A 20755-nucleotide genomic window follows, 5' to 3' on the forward strand; every position below is an offset into this window, starting at 1 on the left:
AGCAGTAAAACACCGAACGTATTCAAAAAAATCTCGGATACTTAAGTTCTAATGATTATAAATCTATTTTTTTATTTACTGTCAACTCGACAGGGACCAGTATTGATGTGTGTGTTTATTTTCCCATCTTGGAAGCGAAAATACGATATAATAAAAGCAGATGCGAAGTTAGGGTCATAAGCACAACAAATATCACAAAAATATCATAGTGTTTTTTAAGTGTTTAGGATGTATACATTTGCATGCTTTCTTCATATAATGGACTTAAATAGGCTTAATTAATATAAGGAGGTAATACATGAGAGATTATATGGATGATGTAATTAGTATGATTGATTTAAATCAAAATCTACCCCTAAACCAAATAATTTACGAAGGGTTACGATCTGCGATTATCCATGGTGTAATTCCAATGGGGGAGCGCATTAATGAAAAACATTATGCACAAGCGCTTAATGTCAGTCGCACGCCGATTCGAGAAGCTTTACATCGTATTCAAAATGAAGAAATTGTCCAATATGTACCCAATTACGGTATTGTTGTGACGACATTTACACACGAAGATGTCTACGAGATTTACCAAATTCGCACAGCCTTGGATATATTGGCAACGACCAATGCAATGCGTCTTATGACTCCGGAACGTGAAGCAAAGATGGAAGCACTTTTAACGGAAACGGAAGCGGCTCAAGCAGTTGGCGATGTTGAGAAAGTTATTGAAATGTCGAAAGAATTCAATACGATGATCTATCGTTTTGCGGAAATGCCACGCCTAGAAACGATTCAAAATCGATTGCGCGATTATATTATTCGGTTCCGAGATATTTCTTTAAAAGCAGACAGTCGTCGCTCTAAAGCATTGCACGAACACCGTTTAATTTTTAGATGTTTGAAAAACAATGATGTTGAGCAGGTGCAGATGGTAATCACGGAACACCTATTAGAATCGAGAGATTTTATTCTCTTAGAAATGGATCGTCAGTTAGCATATGAGAAAAAATGATGTCCTCTTGCTCGCCCTCAAATCACTGATATTGGAAGTGAGTCTTTACCCAAAGCCTGGATTGGTTGACCCGATTGATTCCGGTTCCCACCGTGATATGAATTATAATATGTTTATAGACAGTAGCTTTGCACTGATGCCGGGGTTTGATGCCTACTTTGAAGCTGGTAAAAACCATTGCGGTTCCTATGAGGAACTCTTTGATGTAATTCGATCAGTCGGAGTTGAAAATGAACATAAAATGTTTGCTGCAACCGGGAATGTGAATACGCACAAGGGTGCGAATTTTCTCTACGGTGTAGTGATTGCAGCTATTGCGTATATGGAATATCCAAATCTTGACACTTTACGTCAAGGAATTCAAAGAATGACTAAAGGTCTTGTTGACCGTGAATTAACATCTCTCACTTCATTTCATACCCATGGAGAACGTATGTACCGTGATTATGGTTTTACAGGTATTCGTGGCGAAGTTGAACAAGGAATTCCCCATGTATTTGAAGTCTCATTACCGGTGTTAGATGCTTATGATAACCAAGATCTTGCGAGTAAGCATGCTTTGTTAGCATTAATTCAGTCAAATAATGATACCAACATGGTAAAACGTGGTGGGATTGAGGGGCTGGCGTTTGGAAAAAAACTTGCATCGGCTCCGATTCAGAATTTGGATGATCACCTTAAACTCATGAATGAAGCATTTATAGAACGTAATCTAAGTCCTGGAGGCTCTGCGGATTTGCTTGCATTGAGTTTATTTATGAAAATGTATCGTGATGAATGTTTAAAGGATGCTGATTAAGCATCCTTTTTCTATGATCTTTGTTGCGGCATACGCGATGCAATGAGATTGCTTAAAAACATTGATAGCGCATCGGTAGGGACGAACATAAAACAATAAGAAATGAAGAGTTTGGAAATGGGAAGTGTGATTTGGTGATAGGTTTTTAAATTAAAATAAAGAATGGGTAACGCAAAGGTATAGAGTATTAGTTCTCCGGCAATAAATGCTAAGAAACGTTTATTCGATGGTAACACATGAAATAAGGTATTGATGATATAGACCATAGGGATAAAACCAAGAATAAACCCAAATGTAGGTGACATGAAAATTTGGGGTCCGGACATGCCGCCTGCAAAGACGGGAAGACCAATCAGTCCCATTAGAATATAGATGAGCACTGCCATGACAGCTTGTTTCCGTGTTAATAAAAGTGCACTTAAACAAATGGCTAGAACTTGTAGGGTGAATGGTACTATTGGTATTGGAATTTTAATCATCGAACCGATAATAATAAAAACTGAAAACATGGATGATAGGGCTAAATCTTTAACGTTCATTATTTTTGAGCTCCTTGAATACTTATTTCTCCTGAGTTAAGGGTATGTTGTTTTTGTTCATCGTCGATTACAATTAATTGTCCGCGTTCGTCAATGTCGGTAACATAATAACGTTTGGAGAAATCTTGATTTATATGAATAAATTGATGAATTACAAAACATGATTTACGATATTCGTTGATGATTTGCGTGCGATTTGATGGAAAATGATGGTAAAGGTCGAAGAATGATTCGGTAATGTATGCAACGAGTTTATTGCGATCAATGTCCGTTTGGAGATGTTGATCGAGTGATGTATAAATCGATGCAAGCGACTCAGGAAGATTATAATCTTGGTAGACATTAAGGCCGATACCTAAAATTAAATAGCGATATGAATTTGATTCAAGAATGATTTCGCCTTCAGTCAAGATTCCAGCGAGTTTTTTTCCATTGATATAAATGTCATTAAGCCACTTTATATCAACATCGATATGATATAAATCGAATAGTGCTCTTTTTACGGCAATTGCAGCAATAATCGTAACCATTTGTGTATCTTCTACGGAGAGATTTGGAACAAAAGCAAGGCTCATGTAGATTCCGTTTCTGGCAGGTGAATAAAAGGTTCGACCGCGCCGACCACGCCCTTGGGTTTGGTGGTCACTTACGATAAGGAATGCATCGTTAAATGAATCATCAAGGGCCTCTTTCGCATAAGTGTTGGTGGAGTTAACTGCATCAAGAACCGTTACAGATTGCAGTAAGTCTGGATTGAGATATTGCGTAATGGCAGCAGCGGAAAGATTGTTGTGAAGACTGACTAAACGATAGCCACGATTACGAACTGATTCAATGTGGTAGCCTTGCTTTCTCAGTTTATCAACTTCTTTCCAGACGTTGGCACGTGTCATATGTAAGGACGCACCAATAACTTCGCCGCTTAAAAAACTTTCGCTGTGTTCAATTAATAATTCAAGAACAGAATTGTCTTTCATAGGATTCTCCTTTGCGAATGAAGATTATCATAAAAACACCCTATTGTAAACTTTATTTTAGAAAGAGTTTACAATAGGGTGTTCTTTTAATGTTTATTCCGATTGATATGCTGCGGTTATGATTTGATTAATGGTTTCAAGAACGGTCTCAAGCGTATGGTTGCGACTACGACTGCAAGCATGGGCATCTTGATCGCAAAGTAAACATTTTCGCGGCGAAAGTCCTAAATCCTGTCGGTTTACGGATACGACATCCAAATCAAAAAGCCTTCCAAGCGGATGCTCATCTTCGATGAGGACCATCTGTTTTTTTACGGTTTCAGCATCCTGGTTTGAGATTAAATAGGCTTCTGGTCCGGTTAAGTTTGTTATTTCTTCGAGGTAACATTCAGCAATTCCGGTGAGACAATTCATTCCTTGCCGGAATGCCCACTGATAATCCGGTGTGTTTTTAATGGGACCAGGAATATTTAATTTAAAACTGATGATTGTTTGGTGTGGGAAGTCCTGTTGGAGTTGATTGATGACGGATGCACGCTGTTCTCGAGCATTCAACATGGCTTCCAAACTTACTTCATTTGTCATATTAAGCTTCCTTCAGCGCTGCAATGACTTGCGCGCCTTCTTCAGAGACTAGAAATGCATAGGTTGTTTGAGGAACGAATGCTTTAACGGCTTCAAGTTGATTATCGCAAATTAATGAGCGCACTTTGGTTGCGGAAATGATGCTTTCTTCATTACCGATACGATCTACGATTTCTAGTGTTAGTTTACCCTTGAATTCTTCAAGTAAGGATTCGTTATAAATGTTTGTAGCATTGGAGAAGGGTTCTGAGCCTACGTAGCGCTTTGTAATACCGAGAGCAGGTGCTATGTGGTTTGCAAAGACACGTGCATCCAGGCGGGCTTGGATTCGCGTTACATCATCATCTTCCTTTAAAAAGTAAGAAGGGAAGGTTGCATTAGAAACCATATAATTTTCTGTTGGTAAGACGATCACATTGTTTAAATGTGCTGTACCTTGTTGGACAAGTTTGAGGCGTTGGTCTGCTTTAAAAGCACTCATTTCTTCGCTAAGAACAAACACATAGACGTATTGGCTCTCTTTGGATGCTTTCTCAACTAAAAATTGGTGACCGAGGGTAAACGGATTCGCGTTCATTACGATAGCACCTATATTATTGTCGTCGTGTTTATATTCTGCCAATTTTTGAATGAAAGCATCAAAACCGGTAATCGCTTTTTCCATAAATACAAGGGCGTTGTCGACGGATTCAATTTCATGAAAGCCTAAGTATTCAAAGCCTTTTTTACATCCAGGCTTTGTATAGACATAGTGTTTGAAGAATCCAGACTGGACATTCTGGTTCATCACATGAGATATGATTTCATTGAAGAGTGATCCCCCTTGGTACGTTGAATCAACGGCGACACATTTAATCACATTTTGGTATCGTGATGCAGTCGCAATCAGTTCATCGTCTTCATTATAGTAACCATAAGTTTCGTCAAGTGTTGTTTCTTCACGAATGCCTTCTTTCATGAGTAAGTTGAGCCATTTTTCTTTGACGGAAGCGTTTGATTTGATGTACAGTTTTTTAATCATAAAGATCTCCTTTTCTTGTTATTTCAATAATAGCATACCAAAGATTTGTTTCATAAGTGTTTTTTGGATGTTCTTTAAGGACCCCAACCCTTGATGTAAGCGTTTGCCATATGGTATTAATTAAGTACAGGAACTTATATTACGAATGTGATGTTTGTGATATAGGGGGAAGGAGAAGAAATGGAAATCAAACACAGCGCAATAGCAGGTACATTAGAATCAAGTGATGTACAGGTTATGGTGGAACCTTCTACAGATGGAGTCTCTGTAGAATTAAACAGTAGTGTCATAAAACAATATGGCGCTCAAATTCTTGAAACGGTTCATGAAGTCTTAGATACATTGGAAGTCAAAGATGCGAAAATCGTTGTTCAAGATCAAGGGGCATTAGATTGTACAATCAAAGCCCGTGTACAAACTGCTGTTCTTCGTGCAAGCGATACAGTAACAAACCTACCTTGGGGGTCTAAATTATGAAAAACAGAATTAGACGTACAATGATGTTTCTGAATGCACAACGTGCATCGCTTGTGAAAGATGTATATGTTTACAAGCCTGACTGTGTCATCCTTGACTTAGAAGATGCAGTTTCGGAAAGTGAAAAAGATTCAGCACGAGTTCAACTGTATCACACGTTGAAATCCGTAGATTATCATGGAGTAGAGCGTTGGGTAAGAATTAACCCGGCAACGACAACGTACTACCATGAAGACATTCGCGCCGCAATTGCAGGTGGATGTGAAGGTATTCGTTTACCGATGACAGAAACAAAAGAAGAAATTTATGACGTTGAACGCCTTATGGCTGAAGCTGAAAAAGAATTTGGTCGTGAAGTGGGCTCAACAATGTTAATGGCAGCCATTGAATCACCACTTGGCGTAATCAATGCATACGATATCTGTACGGCAAGTCCACGTATGATGGGTGTTGCTTTAAGTGCTGGAGACTTTACACGAACCATGCGTGCAACACGTACAAAAACGGGAGAAGAGTTATTCATGGCTCGTTCAATGCTTGTGATTGCAGCACGTGCTGCAGGAATTATGGCATTTGATACCGTACATACGGACCTTAATGATTTCGAAAGTCTTGAAAAAGAAACACGATTGGTTAAAGATATGGGATTTGATGGGAAGTCAATTATCTCACCAAGACAAATTGAAACAATTCATAAAGTCTTTACACCAACACAAAAAGAAATCGAACACGCTTTACATATTGTTGAAGGTGTTAAGGAAAGTGCTGCAAAAGGTATTGGAGTTCTTATTGTTGATGGACAAATGGTTGACGTTGCCCATGTTGAAGGTGCTAAACGCACCCTTGAACTCGCACAAGCAGCAGGCGTATATAAGGGGGATTTAGTATGAAAAACAAAGTAAATCGTATAATTCCTGATGAATTTCTTGTAAACGGTGTTGAAGCGTTCCAAGGACAATACTATCGTGATAATTATGAGTATACAAAGGCTGCACCAACAATTAAAGCTCAAGTAAACCCACACGATTCAAAAGTACTCAATTCGATTCGCGAAGCAGTAGAAAAAGTGGGTCTTAAAGATGGTATGTGTATTTCATTCCATCACCACTTTAGAAATGGTGATTACATTGCTTCAATGGTTTTTGAAGTTATTAAAGAAATGGGTATCAAAGATTTATACCTATGTGCTTCATCATTAGGTAAAGCACAAGCTTCAATTGTACCTTTAATTGAAGATGGTACAATTACAACAATTTCATCTTCAGGTGTTCGTGATGAAATTGGTGATGCTATTTCAAATGGAAAACTTAAAAACCCTGCAATGATCCGTTCACACGGTGGACGTGTTCGTGCAATTGAAACAGGACAAGTTAAAGTTGATGTTGCCTTTATTGGTGCACCAACAAGTGATGTGTATGGAAATGCCTCGGGTAAAGGTGGTAAGGCTGACTGTGGTGTATTAAGTTATTCAGATGTTGATGCACGTTATGCAGATAAAGTTGTAGTTATTACAGATACCCTTGTACCTTATCCAAACAATCCTTATTCAATTAAGGGCATTGATGTCGATTATGTTGTTGAAGTAGATAAAGTTGGAGATTCATCGAAAATTGCAGGAAATGCAGTTCGTATGACCAAAGATCCACGAGAACTCATGATCGCGGAATATGCTGCAAAATGTGTTGTGAATACCCCTTGGTTTAAAGATGGCTTCTCCTTCCAAACTGGAGCTGGTGGTGCGAGTTTAGCAGTAACACAATTCTTGAAAAAACCAATGGCCGATCAAGACATCAAAATGAGTTTTGCCTTAGGTGGTATTGTTAAACCGATGGTTGATATGCTTAAAGAAGGTTACATTCATGCAATCGCAGATACACAAGACTTTGATCTTGCAAGTGTTGAATCGGTACATGAAACACCAAATCATTTTGAAATATCAACTTCCGAGTATGCAAATCCATTAAATAAAGGGGCATATGTAAATAAATTAGACTATGTAATCCTTGGAGCACTCGAAATTGACGTTGATTTTAATGTTAACGTTGTAGTTGGTTCCGATGGAACCATTCAAGGTGCACCTGGTGGACATGTTGATACTTCTGCAGGCGCTAAGTGCTGTATTATTGTTTCACCACTAGTACGTGGTCGATTAGCAACAGTTAGAACCTCAGTTACATCCGTAACAACACCTGGAGAAAGTGTTGATATTCTTGTTACAGATTATGGTGTTGCGGTTAACCCAGCACGTACGGATATTCTTGAAGCATTGAAGAAGACAGATTTACCATTAGTAACGATTGAAGAATTACGCGATATGGCTTACGACATTGTAGGGGAACCAGCTGACATTCAGTTTGAAGATAAGGTCGTAGCACTTGTTGAGTATCGTGATGGAACACTTATTGACGTGATACGTCAAGTTAAAAATATCTAGGGGGACATTATGTCAGAGAAAAAACAACTTAAGTTTTACGGGATTCAATGGCCAATCATGCTAGCAATCCTTGCAGTCGGAATACTTGGAATCTTTACAGAAACCTTTGGAACCGATATGCCTGCAACACTATTAATTATGTTTACAATCGGTATTCCACTTTATGAAATTGGAAATCGTATTCCAATTTGGAATAAATATGTTGGGGGAGGAATTGTGCTTGCGTTCTTAGGAACATCAGCACTTGTATATTTCAACATTCTTCCTGAAATTTATGTTGAGTCAATTGGAAACTTTACTGAAAAAGTAAACTTCCTTAATCTCTTTATTATTGTATTGATTACAGGGAGTGTTTTATCCCTTGATCGTAAGGTTCTACTAAAAAGTTTTGTAGGATACATTCCTGCAATTCTAGGTGGATTATTAGGAGCATTCTTGCTTGCTTCACTTGTGGGTCTCTTCTTCGGAAAAGCACCTCAAGATATTATCTTAAACTATGTACTACCTGTTATGGGTGGCGGTAATGGTGGTGGAGCGGTTCCACTATCACAAATGTATGCGGATGTTACAGGTCTTCCTAGTGAAAACTACTACCAATTCGCAATCATCATTCTTACAGTTGCAAATATCTTTGCAATCATGATGGCATCATTACTTGACCGTCTTGGTGAATTACGTCCAAACTTAACTGGAAATAAGAGCACAATCTTACGTAATGAATCTGAAGAACTCGTTAAAGAAGATGAAAAATATGATCCAACACTTCAAGATGTTGCTGCTGGACTTGTTCTTGGACTTGCATGTTTTGGATTTGGATTCTTAATGAGTAAATTAATCTTACCAAGTATCTTTGGTGTTAAAATTCATAACCTTGCATACATGATCATCTTTGTAGTTATCTTAGCTGCTACAGGTGTTGTACCTAAAAATATTCGTGAAGGTGCGAAACGATTACAAACATTCTTCTCTAAATACCTTGTTCTTATTATCATGGTTGGAGTTGGAGTTGATTTAGACCTTGGTGAACTTGCTGCTGCATTATCATTCAGCAACGTAATTCTTGCACTTGCAATTGTTGTAGGAGCTACACTTGGTTCCGCAATCGTTGGTTGGTTTGTAGGGTTCTACCCAATTGATGCAGCGATTACAGCTGGACTATGTATGGCAAACCGTGGTGGTTCTGGTGACCTTGCAGTGCTGGGTGCTGGAGACCGTATGGGGCTTATGGCCTATGCGCAATTATCATCACGACTTGGTGGTGCAATTGTTCTAATAATTGGATCCATATTATTCTCAATATTTATGTAATGTATGAAGGAATGAGAGAGGCTTCAAAGTCTCTCTTTCATTCCGTAATGCTATAGTTCAGAAAGGAGATCTATGCAAACAATTAAAATTAATGATGTAACGGTGCGTGATGGAAATCAGTCGTTACTGGCAACCCGAATGGAACATGAAGATATTCTTAAAATTCTTGCTGAAATGGATCAAGTTGGTCTTAATGCGATTGAAGTATGGGGCGGTGCTACCTTTGATGGAGCGCTACGTTTTTTTAAGCGAAGCCCATGGCAGAATTTAAGAGATATGAAGAAGGTTGCACCGAACACACCATTTTCAATGTTATTAAGAGGTCAAAATATTGTTGGCTATCGTCACTATGATAATGATACGTTAGAACGTTTTATTCGTCTTAGTATCGAAAATGGTATCGATATTATTCGTGTTTTTGATGCCTTAAACGATATCGAAAATGTTAAAAATGCAATTCATTTTATTAAAAAACATGGCGGTCATTGCCAGGGGGCAATTTCGTATACTGTTAGTCCTGTTCATAATATTGATTATTATGTAACGTACTCGAAACAACTTGTTGATGCAGGTGCGGATTCAATTTGCATTAAGGACATGGCAGGTATTTTATTACCGGATGTTGCTTATGAACTCGTAAAACGTCTAAAAGATGAACTCGATGTTCCTATTAACCTTCATTCACATGCGACTACAGGTCTTTCAAACCTTGTCTTTGAACAAGCAATGCGTGCAGGTGTCGATATTGTCGATGGCTGTATTTCTCCATTTTCAAATGGAACATCCCATATCGCGCTTGAAACATTGTTGGAAACAGCACATGTTTGCGATCGCGAAACAACCATTACACATCAAGCCTTACAAGGCGCATACGAAGAAGCGAATCAACTTGCTACGAAATATATTGCAAGTGGACAGTATCCAACCAAAGCGTTGATTATTAACCCGAATATATTAACCTATCAAGTACCGGGTGGTATGCTCAGTAATTTAATGAGTCAATTAAAGGACCAAGGGGCTTCAGATCGTTATGAAGAAGTTCTAAGAGAAATTCCAAATGTTCGAAAAGATTTAGGATATCCTCCTTTAGTGACACCACTATCACAAATGGTCGGCACACAGGCCGTATTAAATGTTTTAACCGGGTCACGATATAAAATGGTTCCAAAGGAAATTAAAGATTATGCAATGGGTCTTTATGGCACCTTCCCTGGAGCAGTAAATCAAGAGGTTATTGATTTAATCTTAAAAGATGAAAAACGTATTGAAAAACAGCCTGTAGAGGCAATGCCAAGTGTTTATGAAGATCAAAAACGCGAACTTGAAGAAAAAATAGGTCGTGAGGCACTTGAAGAAGAGGTGTTGTCTTACATTCTCTTCCCACAACACGCTATTTTAGAAGAAGAAAAAGAATCAGAACGTCCTGAATATATTGAATTCAAGATGTTTGATGCAGGAGTACAATAATGAACACAACATTTACATTTTTTGATGGGTTGACCGTTAGTTTATTTTCAATGCTTGTTGTATTTGTCATTCTGCTTCTCTTAGCATGTGTTCTTCAAATTTTTACAAAAGTATTAAATAAATTTGAAACACCTGAAGCACGTGTTGAACCGTCAGAAAGCATCGTTGACAATGATGAAGAAGAAAGACTGGTAGCGAAACTTGTAGTAAGTTGTTTAGCACAAAGCAATGAAGGTCAAAATATTCGTATTAAATCAATTAAGAGAGTTAGATAGAAGGGAGATATGAATGGAAAAATATAAAGTATCTGTGGATGGTAAAGTATATGAGGTTGAAATTGAAAAAGTAGGCGATTTTGAACCCACACCATCACAAGCAAAACCCGTATCAAACAATGGTTCTGGTGCTGCTTTAAAAGCGCCGATTCAAGGATCCGTATTAAGTGTTCTTGTAAAACCAGGTCAGACAGTTTCAAAAGGTCAAGCAGTGATGGTTATTGAAGCAATGAAACTGGAAAATGAAATTGTTGCAGACCAAGATGGTGTGATTGATCAAGTACTTGTTACAGAAAAACAAGTAGTTGATAATGGTCAAGACTTGTTGACCTTTCGAGGTTAAGATATGTTAAACATATTATTTGACTTCTTAAATCAAACGGGATTTGCTGCCATGACCTTGGGGCAATTCATTATGATTTTAATTGCTTGTACACTTTTGTATCTTGCAATAAAAAAAGGGTATGAGCCTTATTTATTAATTCCAATTGCATTTGGTATGTTGCTTGCGAACTTGCCATTATCGGGTGTAATGGAAGAAGGTGGAGTTTTAAATTTACTTTATCAAGGGGTTCACCTTGGTTTGTTTCCACCACTTATTTTTATGGGGGTTGGTGCGGCAACGGATTTCGGTCCTTTGCTCTCAAATCCTAAAAGTCTTATATTAGGAGCTGCGGCTCAATTTGGTATCTTCTTTGCGTTTTTGGGTGCGATTGCACTTGGATTTAACGTTATGGAAGCATCAAGTATTGGGATTATTGGAGGTGCTGATGGACCAACAGCACTTTACCTTACGAGCCAACTTGCTCCTCATTTATTAGGTCCAATTGCTGTTGCTGCTTATTCTTACATGGCGCTTGTACCCGTCATACAACCGCCAATTATCCGCGCGTTAACAACGAAAGAAGAACGTGAAATTAAAATGGTTCAACTTCGAGAAGTTTCTAAAAAAGAGAAAATTCTTTTCCCCATCGTTGTTACAATTTTAGTGTCATTAATTGTTCCAAGCGCTGCTCCACTTGTAGGGATGCTTATGTTTGGAAACTTAATCAAAGAAGTCGGTGTAGTACCGAACTTAGTCGAAACTGCGAAAAATCCTCTGATGTATACAATCACGATTTTCTTAGGGATGACCGTTGGTGCTACAGCGAATGCTGAAACCTTCCTTAATACACAAACCTTAGGGATTATTGCACTTGGACTTGTTGCGTTTGCTGTAGGTACAGCATCCGGAGTTATTGTTGCCAAGATCATGAATCTCTTTATTAAAAATAAAATTAACCCAATGATTGGTGCAGCAGGTGTATCTGCTGTTCCAATGGCTGCACGCGTTGTGCAAGTTGAAGGTCAAAAAGCGGATCCTTCAAACTTCCTTCTAATGCATGCAATGGGTCCAAACGTTGCCGGTGTGATTGGTTCTGCTGTTGCGGCAGGATTATTACTCACATTCTTTGGATAACGTATCCTATCACGCTATTTATAATTGATGAAAAACCGTAAGGGATCACATATTGTGATTTGCTTACGGTTTTCTTTTTTTTATCTCTAATACCCGTGATTTTATAATATTTAATGTACAGAGCCTCTTTTGGTATTAAATATATTTTTTTAGTAAAGTGTGTTCGTGGGAACGCCTTAATGATGGGGTCGTTATCCGCGATTTTTGAGAGGTTAATCGTTATAATGGTGTTTGGGGTGATAGATGATGGAATGGACTCGTGATAACGTTGTAACAAACCTAGCAGCGCATCATAATGCGTCTCGGCGAAAAACGCTGATGAAACAAGGTTCTGATTCTGATGCGGTAGGAGTACCGTTAGGAATTTTACGTAAACTTGCGCGTGAAATTGGGCGCAATCATGCTCTTGCACTTGAACTGTGGGCAACTCAGATCGTCGATTACCAATTGCTTGCGGTAATGCTTTTTGATCCACAAAAAATGGATGTCAATATGACCATGAGTATGCTCGATGGTATCGTAGTGATGACACTACAAGAAGACCTCATTTTCAAGTGTCTTGTTTTAATGCCAGAAAAGGATAAATTGATGCAGTGCTTAGCTTCAAAACCAGAGGATCATTTTGGCCGTGCACTTTGGACGTTTTATGTTGACCAAATCAAACATAAACAAGGGACAAATGATGAACTTCAAGCAATCTTAGAGGTTATCGATGCGAATTTATCAAGTGCGCAACCCTTAACACAATGGATGATGAATCGCGCTTTATGTGAGATTGGATTTGGATATGAGGTCTTTACCAAACAAGCTTATGCGATCGGCACGAAGCATGGTGTATACAAAGAGATGACCGTTGCGAAGGGGTGTACATCGGCGTATGCACCACTTTGGATGGATGCTGTTTTAAAACGGAATGTGTAATGTTATGTGATTTGAAGAGCGTTTGAATGGGGTATGGTAAAATAGGGGTGTTAAAGGATGGGACTATGACAACTCAAAATAATATAAAAAATTTAAAAGAAGCCCCTTTTACAAGTATTGCGTTTTTATTAAAACCAAAAGGGATGATTGGTTATATAACAAATACCGCGACAGTGCGTCAAGCACTCGAAAAAATGCGTTTTCACGGTTATACCGCCATGCCGGTAATTACCGAAGATGGTCAATTTTATGGCACGATTAATGAAGGTGACTTTCTATGGTATCTGTTGGATGAACACATTACAGATATGAAGGATGGTGAAGATGTACTTCTCAAAGACATCATGCGTCTTTCATGGAATCCTCCAGTTACTATTGATGTTGATTTAAATTATGTGTTAGAACGTATTTTAGATCAAAACTTTGTCCCCGTAGTTGATGATCGTAATAAGTTTATGGGAATTATTACGCGTAAGTCAGTACTTATGTACTATCAAGATGCACGCCGTTAAGTTTTAACGAGTGATGTTTTAAAAGGATGTGAAATCATGAAATATGAGGAATTAATTATACAATTACAAGAACGTTTTGAAATGAATGAACACCGTCACCCTAATGTGTCATGGAACACCGTTCAGAATATCTTAGATCAAAATAAGAGTTTCTACGATTCATTGTTATGGATGGAAGAAACCGGTGGTGAACCCGATTTATTTACACTTGACGATAAGACGTGGCTGTTTATGGATGCAGCTCCAGAAAGCCCTACAGGACGCCGCAGCCTGTGTTATGACCAAGAAGCGTTAGAACAACGTAAGAAGAACAAACCGAGCGGTAGCGCGGTTAAAACAGCGCACGAAGCAGGTGTGGCTTTGTTGGATGAAGACCTTTACCGTATTTTACAATCTAACGATGCCGTTGACCAAAAAACATCGTCATGGCTGAAGACCCCATTATCGATACGGAATCAAGGGGGTGCACTGTTTGGTGATTACCGATATGGAACGGTATTCATTTATCATAATGGTGCAGATTCTTACTATGCAGCGCGTGGCTTTCGAACATTTCTGAAAATAAGTTCAAGCAGATCGTAAATGATCTGCTTTTTTAGTGTGTTTCTGTTAAATATTAATTGACAACAAAACCGGTTTACCTTATAATCACGTTGGAAAAGAAAGAGGTTACATGTATGAGAAAACTAGTTATGTTTTTACTCACTTTGCTTTTAACCGTTACGTTGTTTCCCACACAACAACGTATAGAAGCTTTAGATGCTGCGCAAACTACTGCAGCAGATGAGTACTTTGTTAATGCTGATTTTACGGCGACAGAAAATGTTGTGCCTTTAGATGCTACAAATCTTGATGCACACCAAGATATCGGATTTTGGGAAAACGATATCAAACCGAAAGGATGGATTTTTGAACGTTACCAAAAATCCCAATTACCTCGTGATCAATATCATGCCGTGTTAAATCAAGGTACGGTTACGTTATCTTCAGACAGTCAATACAAGACGCCAATGTCGTTTTTAAAACCAGAGACACGGATTAAGGTGAAACCTAAGACGACGTATGTATTAAAAGGAACTTATCAAACAGATTTCAAGATTGTGGCTAATGGTAAGCCTGCTTCCATCAGTTTAAGTCTTGATCAATATGATCAAGGAAAGGTAATTAAACCTGCGATTGAGTATGAATTACAAGAAGCTGCGACTTGGACTGATTTCGAGTATGAATTCCAATTGGATGCGGCGACGGAATTACTTCCAGTATTTAAATTTTCATACATAAAAGGATCGTATGCAATTAAAAATCTTTCGTTGAAAGAAAAAGTTATTGCTGCCGATCTTCAACTGACGCAGTTGGATGTTGTCCAAGATGAAATGACTCTTGCTCCTGGAAATGAACAGATTATCAACCCTGTTGTTGAACCATGGGATTATCCTCTTGATCGACTCGTATGGTCCTCTGAAAATGAGGCCGTTGCAAAAGTAGATCAAATGGGAAAGGTAATCGCACTTCAAGAAGGAAAAAGTATTATTACGATTCAAGATCCCCAAAGTGGATTGACTAAAAATGTGAATGTAAATGTTCAAAAACCCAAAGATACCAATCTTTTCGCAGAGAACATTTTAGAAAATAGCAGTTTTGAGAAACTGGTAAAAGCTCCGAATAAAGGCAACACGAATTCCGCAAATTGGCATCAGGATGTCGGTTTTTGGGATTCCGATTTAAAACCTGAAGCTTGGGTTTTTGAACGGTATAAAAATTCGAATGTCGAAGCTTCACACTACAGTGCAGAGATGGTAAAGTCGGATGTTAAAGAGGGCTCTTATGCAGTAAAAATTAATCTAACCAGCAATGCGCAAAGCGCGTTAAGTTTTTTTAAACCCCAAAAACGATATGACGTAAAACCAAACACTGATTATGTATTTGAGGGATGGTTTAAGTCAGAAAATCTTGAGACTTTAAATCAAAAAAACGCACGGATTAATGTGCAAATTGATGGATATACTGCCAATAAATTCACACGTGCCATCCATACCGACATGCTTGAAGCATCAGATGAGTGGGTTCGTTTTAAAACGACATTCACAACTGATGATCAAACAACCCAAATCTTACCCGTCATGAGAATGACAAATACAAAAGGGTCATACTTCCTCGATGATGTGATGATTTATGAAAAACCAATCAGTGCGACGGCAATTCATCTACAGACATCTACAATCGACCTTGCCCATCAACAACGCATTCTCTTGCCAGTGGTTACCGAACCGACGAGTGTTAATGCAAAAACATTAGATTGGTCATCGAGTGATGAAGATGTGGTTCAGGTGGAACAAGGGTCAATTGTAGGATTAAAACCGGGATTGGCAAAAATTCGCGTTGCATCTGCGTTTGATCCAAGTATCTACGATGAGATGACCGTTACGGTAATTCCTGAAACGTCATTACCGATTCAAGCGATTACTACCAAGACAGATCATCTGAAATTAGATGAAAATCAAATGCAATATCTCGATTTTGAAATGACACCACGTCATGCAAATTATAAAGATTTAACATTTGTTTCATCTGATGATACCGTACTTACAATCAATGACGAAGGATTGCTTGTACCTCATAACATGGGGAGTGCGACAATAACAATCCTATTTGGAAACACGACACTCAAAACCATGCGTGTTGATGTTGAAGCAACGCGAAAGAATGCGGATATGCAAGCGATGATTCAAGCATGGCAAAAGCGATATCTTGGGGACGATGCTATTTCAAGTCCTTTAAAAGATGAATATAAAGCTAAGCTCATTCGTGAGGGAGAATCTTTATATCAAAACATGAAAAAATCTAACGAATATCGTGAAGCACTTTGGGAGAATACCAGTGCTACGAAATCCTCAAATATGACAAAGCAATTCCGTAATCTTAAAGCCGTGATTCTTGCTTATCAAATGCCTGAATCATCCCTATATCAACGCAAAGATGTATATGATGAAATCGTTGATGGAATGGATCAACTCTATAAGGTTTTCAGTTACAATGGCGATCAAATGGTATTCGAGGGGAACTGGTGGGATTATCAAATTGGGAGTGCCAAAGCAATTACGGATAGTCTTATCTTACTCGCGGACTTTTTACCGAATGAACGTCTTCTCGAATTTGTGACGGTGGTGGAACATTATGTTCCCAATGCAGTCGACCAAATGAGTAAAAAAGGGGATATCGCGACCGGTGCTAACCGTACAGACTTAGCCATGAGTTTGTTGGGAACAGCCCTATTAAGTGAAGACGTTGCTAAGCTTGAACGCTTACAAGTGGATTTGTTGCCTCTATTTGAACTTGCATCATCTGAAGATGGAATTTATGCGGATGGATCAATGGTTCAGCATAAAACAATCCCTTATACCGGTGGTTATGGTTCTGTTTATCTTGAAGGTGTTTCAAGTCTTTTAACACTTCTACAACCGAGCCCATGGCGATTGGATCCCTCTGCTTATGAAACCTTATTTCCTGTTCTAGAGCGTGGTTTTATCAGTATGCTTCATGAAGGGCAATTAATGGCAATGGTTCAAGGACGTGGTATGTCTCGAGCACCAGAACTAATGAAAACGTCCAGTGCTTATGGTGGTGGCTTCAGTATGCTTGGAAATCTATTGTTTGTAAGTGAAGTTGCTCCTTCATTGTTTAAAGATAAAGTTGAGAGTGTAACTGCACTTTGGTATCCACAAATAAAGAATGCCATAAACCCACTAGACTATATTCGTGATATGAAGCATATAGAACAAATTACTCGTGCATTGGATGCACAAAAAGACCCCGTTGAACTTGACCGAAAAGTTTCCATTTTCTCCGCGATGGATCGCGTTGCGGTGCATCATGAAAACTATACGATGGGTTTAAGTATGTATTCAAATCGTATAGCAAACTTTGAGTCCTTTAGTGGTGAAAATGGTAAAGGATGGTATACCGGGGATGGCATGTATTACTTGTACACCCATGATGATCGTCAGTTTGGTGTAAGTTATTGGCCAACTGTGAATCCGTATCGACTCCCAGGGGTTACTTTAGATACGCGAGAACTTGCTTTAAGCAGTGGTGAACGTTTACTATCTCCACAAAATTTTGTGGGTGGTGTGGAACAAGGTGCCAACGGTACCGCGGTTATGAAATTAGATAAATCAAACTTTAACCAACAAGATTTAACGGCTCAGAAATCTTACTTGATTCTAAATGATAAAATTGTACTAATGGGTAGCAACATAAATGGAACTTCACCTGATTCAATCGAAACAATTTTTGAAAATCGCATCATTGATTCAAGTAAAGGTGATCAATTCAAAATAAATGGCAGACTCATGACGGAAAAGATGGAACACAATGATATGAGTTTGAATGATTGGGCTCATTATGAATCGAAACAATATAAAGATAACATTGGATATGTATTTTTAGAGAATGCTCCAATTACATTTGAGTATGAAAACAGAAATGGAACTTATCAAGATATTAATACACTATTCGGAAATGATATTGCTTATGAAAATGAGTATATTTCAATCCGTCAAAATCATGGTGCAAGTGTTATGGGTGAAACCTATGCTGTGATGATTTTACCTCAATATAATGAGAAAGACACCGAAAAATTGAGTCAGGATAATCCCATTACTCTATTACAAAATGATGAAACTATGCATGCGGCTTATGATCGTGATCAAGCGGTAGTTGCCGTCAACGTATTTAAAGAAGGTCGACTCGATATGAACTTGCCAACAATGCCTATTGAGGGTATTGATTTCCAACCCGGTTCATATATTATAGAATATAATCAAAAAACAGGCGTTATGAAAGTGAGTGCCAGCGATCCAACGCAAACGCTCGATTCAATTGAGATGAATGTAGATGTGAAATCTTCATTGCGTCAAACCTTAGCAATGACTTCAAAAACGTTAGTCTTCGATGTACAAGCTCATGATGGTCAATCACAAACTCAGAGCCTCAAAATTGCCAATCCTGACCAACAGGGAACGGGCGAAAAACCAACGGAAAAACCAACGGAAAAACCAACAGAGAAGCCAACAGAAAAACCAACAGAAAAACCAGAGGATCAAAACACTCATGGAACTGTTAAACCCAAGCCTGATGGGTCAAACGAGCAACAGAGTACTAACAAGCCTTTATCGGAAACATCAGATACTTTACCAACTACCGGTAGAGCAGAAGAAATACGAGGGTTTATTACCGTCATGATTGGTTTAAGCCTAATCTTTCTGTTTGAATCACGAAAAAAAGGTAATAATTAAATTTTGAATCCTGTTTATATTGACATTAAGTGACAGATTGATTATTATAGTAAAAATAAATCGACAATAGTGAACGAGTAAGTTACATCATTTAACGCACAGAGAATTGATATATATGCTGAGAGTCAATCGTTAAAGTGTAGCTGAAAATCATCACTTAGATGTATCACTGAATAAAGTAAGTGGTACCGGGTTTTCACCGTTAAAAGAAACACGTATTATAATGTACGTTTGAGAGCCATACATTGTATGGAATTTTGGGTGGTAACGCGATAACCTCGTCCCTTGTGGATGAGGTTTTTTTGTCGAAGTGAAGGAGGCAGTATGGAATCAGATATTGAAGGTGATATTAGTATTTAACAGGAGGTAATAATGAATCATTTATCAAAAAAACACATACTATTAGTCTCATTGACCCTTTTTTCGCTCTTTTTTGGAGCAGGTAATTTAATTTTTCCACCATTTTTAGGTGAAGCTTCAGGTACTCGCTTTGTAACTTCCTTATTAGGTTTTTACATTACGGCAGTTTGTTTTCCAATTCTTGCGGTAATTTCCATTTCTCAAGCTAAGGGATTATACCCCTTAGCTTCGAAAGCTCATCCCAAGTTTGCTTTAATCTTTACATTTTTAATCTATCTGTCAATTGGTCCATTACTTGGAATACCAAGGGCGGGGAGTTTGCCCTTTGAAATGGCCGTTGCACCTTTCTTAAGGTCATTTCAGGCTTATCATAAGATTGGTTTGCTCCTCTTTACGAGTTTGTTTTTTCTGGCAGCTTATACGCTCTCAAAAAACCCAACCAAATTAGTAGATCGAATGGGAAAAATACTGACACCGCTCTTATTGCTTCTAATCTTCATTGTTTTTGTAGGAAGCTTTTTGAAGCCTTTTGAGGGTTTTGGTAACGCAGTCGATGTTTATCAGTCGATGCCATTAACACAAGGTTTTCTCGATGGTTACCTTACAATGGATACCATTGCAGCTTTAAACTTTGGACTTGTTATTTCATTAATTATTAAAGAACTCGGCATAAAAGAGGATGCTGCGATTGTTAAAAATACGATTTGGACGGGTTTAATCGCCGGGATTCTATTGATGATCGTGTATGGTTGTCTTGCTTATCTCGGTGCTTTAAGTGGTAATCTATACGGTGTTTCAGAAAATGGTGCGCAAACGTTAGCAAAAATTATCACACATATTTTTGGTCCGACGGGTTTAATTCTTTTAGCGGTGATTTTCAGCTTGGCATGTTTGACGACCTCAGTAGGTTTGATTACATCATGTAGTCAGTATTTTGCTATGCAGGGTTCTTACTCATATAAAACATGGGTTTTAGTGATATCATTATGGAGTTTTGTAACTTCAAATCTCGGTCTCAGTAAAATTTTACAAATCTCCGTACCGCTGTTGGAAGCTATTTATCCCGTCGCGATTGTATTAATTGTTTTAAGTTTTTTAGAACTTTTTTGCAATCTTAAACGATATGTATATCAAATTACGATTGCGGTTACCGCTATTATTTCTTTGCTGACAGTTTTGGATACGTATGTTTTGACGAAAATATCCTTGTTGAGTGTGTTGCCGTTGAATGCGCAGGGGTTAGCCTGGGTATTCCCAGCGCTTTTAACAATGATCTTACTCAACATATATACCTATCTAAATCATTAAAAAGACATGTATCATT

Annotated in this window: 19 protein-coding genes and 1 other annotated feature; of the genes, 15 read left to right on the top strand and 4 right to left on the bottom strand. The window is 38.3% G+C overall.

The window, feature by feature from the left end:
- Positions 1–298 precede the first annotated feature (298 nt).
- Together B096_RS0101870 and B096_RS0101875 are read left to right on the top strand one after the other, a co-directional pair.
- Entirely contained in the window at positions 299–1003 is a 705-nt protein-coding gene (locus B096_RS0101870) for a GntR family transcriptional regulator (protein ID WP_018579085.1), read from the top strand.
- A complete protein-coding gene (locus B096_RS0101875) occupies positions 990–1802 on the top strand; it encodes a triphosphoribosyl-dephospho-CoA synthase (protein ID WP_018579086.1) in 813 nt (270 codons plus the stop codon). The genes B096_RS0101870 and B096_RS0101875 overlap by 14 nt, the downstream gene beginning before the upstream one ends.
- 11 nt (positions 1803–1813) lie before the next feature.
- On the opposite strand, the gene B096_RS0101880 is transcribed toward B096_RS0101875, so the two are convergent.
- The 4 genes from B096_RS0101880 to citC all read right to left on the bottom strand — a co-directional run bounded on the left by B096_RS0101880 (position 1814) and on the right by citC (position 4924).
- A complete protein-coding gene (locus B096_RS0101880; protein WP_018579087.1) occupies positions 1814–2341 on the bottom strand; it encodes a biotin transporter BioY in 528 nt (175 codons plus the stop codon).
- The gene (locus tag B096_RS0101885; protein ID WP_018579088.1) at positions 2341–3318 is read right to left on the bottom strand and encodes a biotin--[acetyl-CoA-carboxylase] ligase; all 978 of its coding nucleotides are present in this window, start codon (positions 3316–3318) and stop codon (positions 2341–2343) included. The genes B096_RS0101880 and B096_RS0101885 overlap by 1 nt, the downstream gene beginning before the upstream one ends.
- A gap of 93 nt (positions 3319–3411) precedes the next feature.
- On the bottom strand, positions 3412–3903 hold the full coding sequence (citX, locus tag B096_RS0101890) for a citrate lyase holo-[acyl-carrier protein] synthase (RefSeq protein WP_018579089.1): 492 nt from the start codon (positions 3901–3903) through the stop codon (positions 3412–3414).
- 1 nt (position 3904) lies between these two features.
- Positions 3905–4924 carry a [citrate (pro-3S)-lyase] ligase gene (gene citC / locus B096_RS0101895; RefSeq protein WP_018579090.1) on the bottom strand — a complete coding sequence of 340 codons (1020 nt, stop codon included), beginning with the start codon at positions 4922–4924 and terminating at the stop codon, positions 3905–3907.
- Between the two features lie 180 nt (positions 4925–5104).
- Between citC and citD the strand changes: the two genes are divergently transcribed.
- From citD to brnQ, 13 genes are all read left to right on the top strand, one after another.
- Positions 5105–5401: a citrate lyase acyl carrier protein gene (gene citD / locus B096_RS0101900; RefSeq protein WP_018579091.1), complete on the top strand. Its 297-nt coding sequence runs from the start codon at positions 5105–5107 to the stop codon at positions 5399–5401.
- On the top strand, positions 5398–6291 hold the full coding sequence (locus tag B096_RS0101905; RefSeq protein ID WP_018579092.1) for an aldolase/citrate lyase family protein: 894 nt from the start codon (positions 5398–5400) through the stop codon (positions 6289–6291). The genes citD and B096_RS0101905 overlap by 4 nt, the downstream gene beginning before the upstream one ends.
- Positions 6288–7835: a citrate lyase subunit alpha gene (citF, locus tag B096_RS0101910; protein ID WP_018579093.1), complete on the top strand. Its 1548-nt coding sequence runs from the start codon at positions 6288–6290 to the stop codon at positions 7833–7835. The genes B096_RS0101905 and citF overlap by 4 nt, the downstream gene beginning before the upstream one ends.
- A gap of 9 nt (positions 7836–7844) precedes the next feature.
- Positions 7845–9143: a 2-hydroxycarboxylate transporter family protein gene (locus tag B096_RS0101915; protein ID WP_018579094.1), complete on the top strand. Its 1299-nt coding sequence runs from the start codon at positions 7845–7847 to the stop codon at positions 9141–9143.
- A gap of 72 nt (positions 9144–9215) precedes the next feature.
- Positions 9216–10610, top strand: coding sequence for a pyruvate carboxylase subunit B (locus B096_RS0101920; RefSeq protein ID WP_018579095.1), 1395 nt, complete (start codon positions 9216–9218; stop codon positions 10608–10610).
- Complete coding sequence (locus tag B096_RS0101925) at positions 10610–10885, top strand: OadG family transporter subunit (protein ID WP_018579096.1); 276 nt, start codon at positions 10610–10612, stop codon at positions 10883–10885. The genes B096_RS0101920 and B096_RS0101925 overlap by 1 nt, the downstream gene beginning before the upstream one ends.
- A 13-nt stretch (positions 10886–10898) precedes the next feature.
- Positions 10899–11228, top strand: coding sequence for a biotin/lipoyl-containing protein (locus tag B096_RS0101930; protein WP_018579097.1), 330 nt, complete (start codon positions 10899–10901; stop codon positions 11226–11228).
- A gap of 3 nt (positions 11229–11231) precedes the next feature.
- Complete coding sequence (locus B096_RS0101935; RefSeq protein WP_018579098.1) at positions 11232–12344, top strand: sodium ion-translocating decarboxylase subunit beta; 1113 nt, start codon at positions 11232–11234, stop codon at positions 12342–12344.
- Positions 12345–12587: 243 nt separating this feature from the next.
- A complete protein-coding gene (locus tag B096_RS0101940; protein WP_026254089.1) occupies positions 12588–13265 on the top strand; it encodes a DNA alkylation repair protein in 678 nt (225 codons plus the stop codon).
- Between the two features lie 65 nt (positions 13266–13330).
- On the top strand, positions 13331–13777 hold the full coding sequence (locus B096_RS0101945) for a CBS domain-containing protein (protein ID WP_039736844.1): 447 nt from the start codon (positions 13331–13333) through the stop codon (positions 13775–13777).
- Between the two features lie 36 nt (positions 13778–13813).
- The gene (locus B096_RS0101950; RefSeq protein WP_018579101.1) at positions 13814–14359 is read left to right on the top strand and encodes a DUF4256 domain-containing protein; all 546 of its coding nucleotides are present in this window, start codon (positions 13814–13816) and stop codon (positions 14357–14359) included.
- Between the two features lie 95 nt (positions 14360–14454).
- Positions 14455–19071: a polysaccharide lyase family 8 super-sandwich domain-containing protein gene (locus B096_RS0101955; protein WP_018579102.1), complete on the top strand. Its 4617-nt coding sequence runs from the start codon at positions 14455–14457 to the stop codon at positions 19069–19071.
- Positions 19072–19125: 54 nt separating this feature from the next.
- Positions 19126–19360: a binding site (T-box leader), on the top strand.
- An 83-nt stretch (positions 19361–19443) separates the two neighbouring features.
- Positions 19444–20739, top strand: coding sequence for a branched-chain amino acid transport system II carrier protein (brnQ, locus tag B096_RS0101960; protein WP_018579103.1), 1296 nt, complete (start codon positions 19444–19446; stop codon positions 20737–20739).
- Positions 20740–20755 lie beyond the last annotated feature (16 nt).

The sequence above is a fragment of the Erysipelothrix tonsillarum DSM 14972 genome (genome assembly GCF_000373785.1).
Lineage (GTDB): Bacteria > Bacillota_I > Bacilli_A > Erysipelotrichales > Erysipelotrichaceae > Erysipelothrix > Erysipelothrix tonsillarum.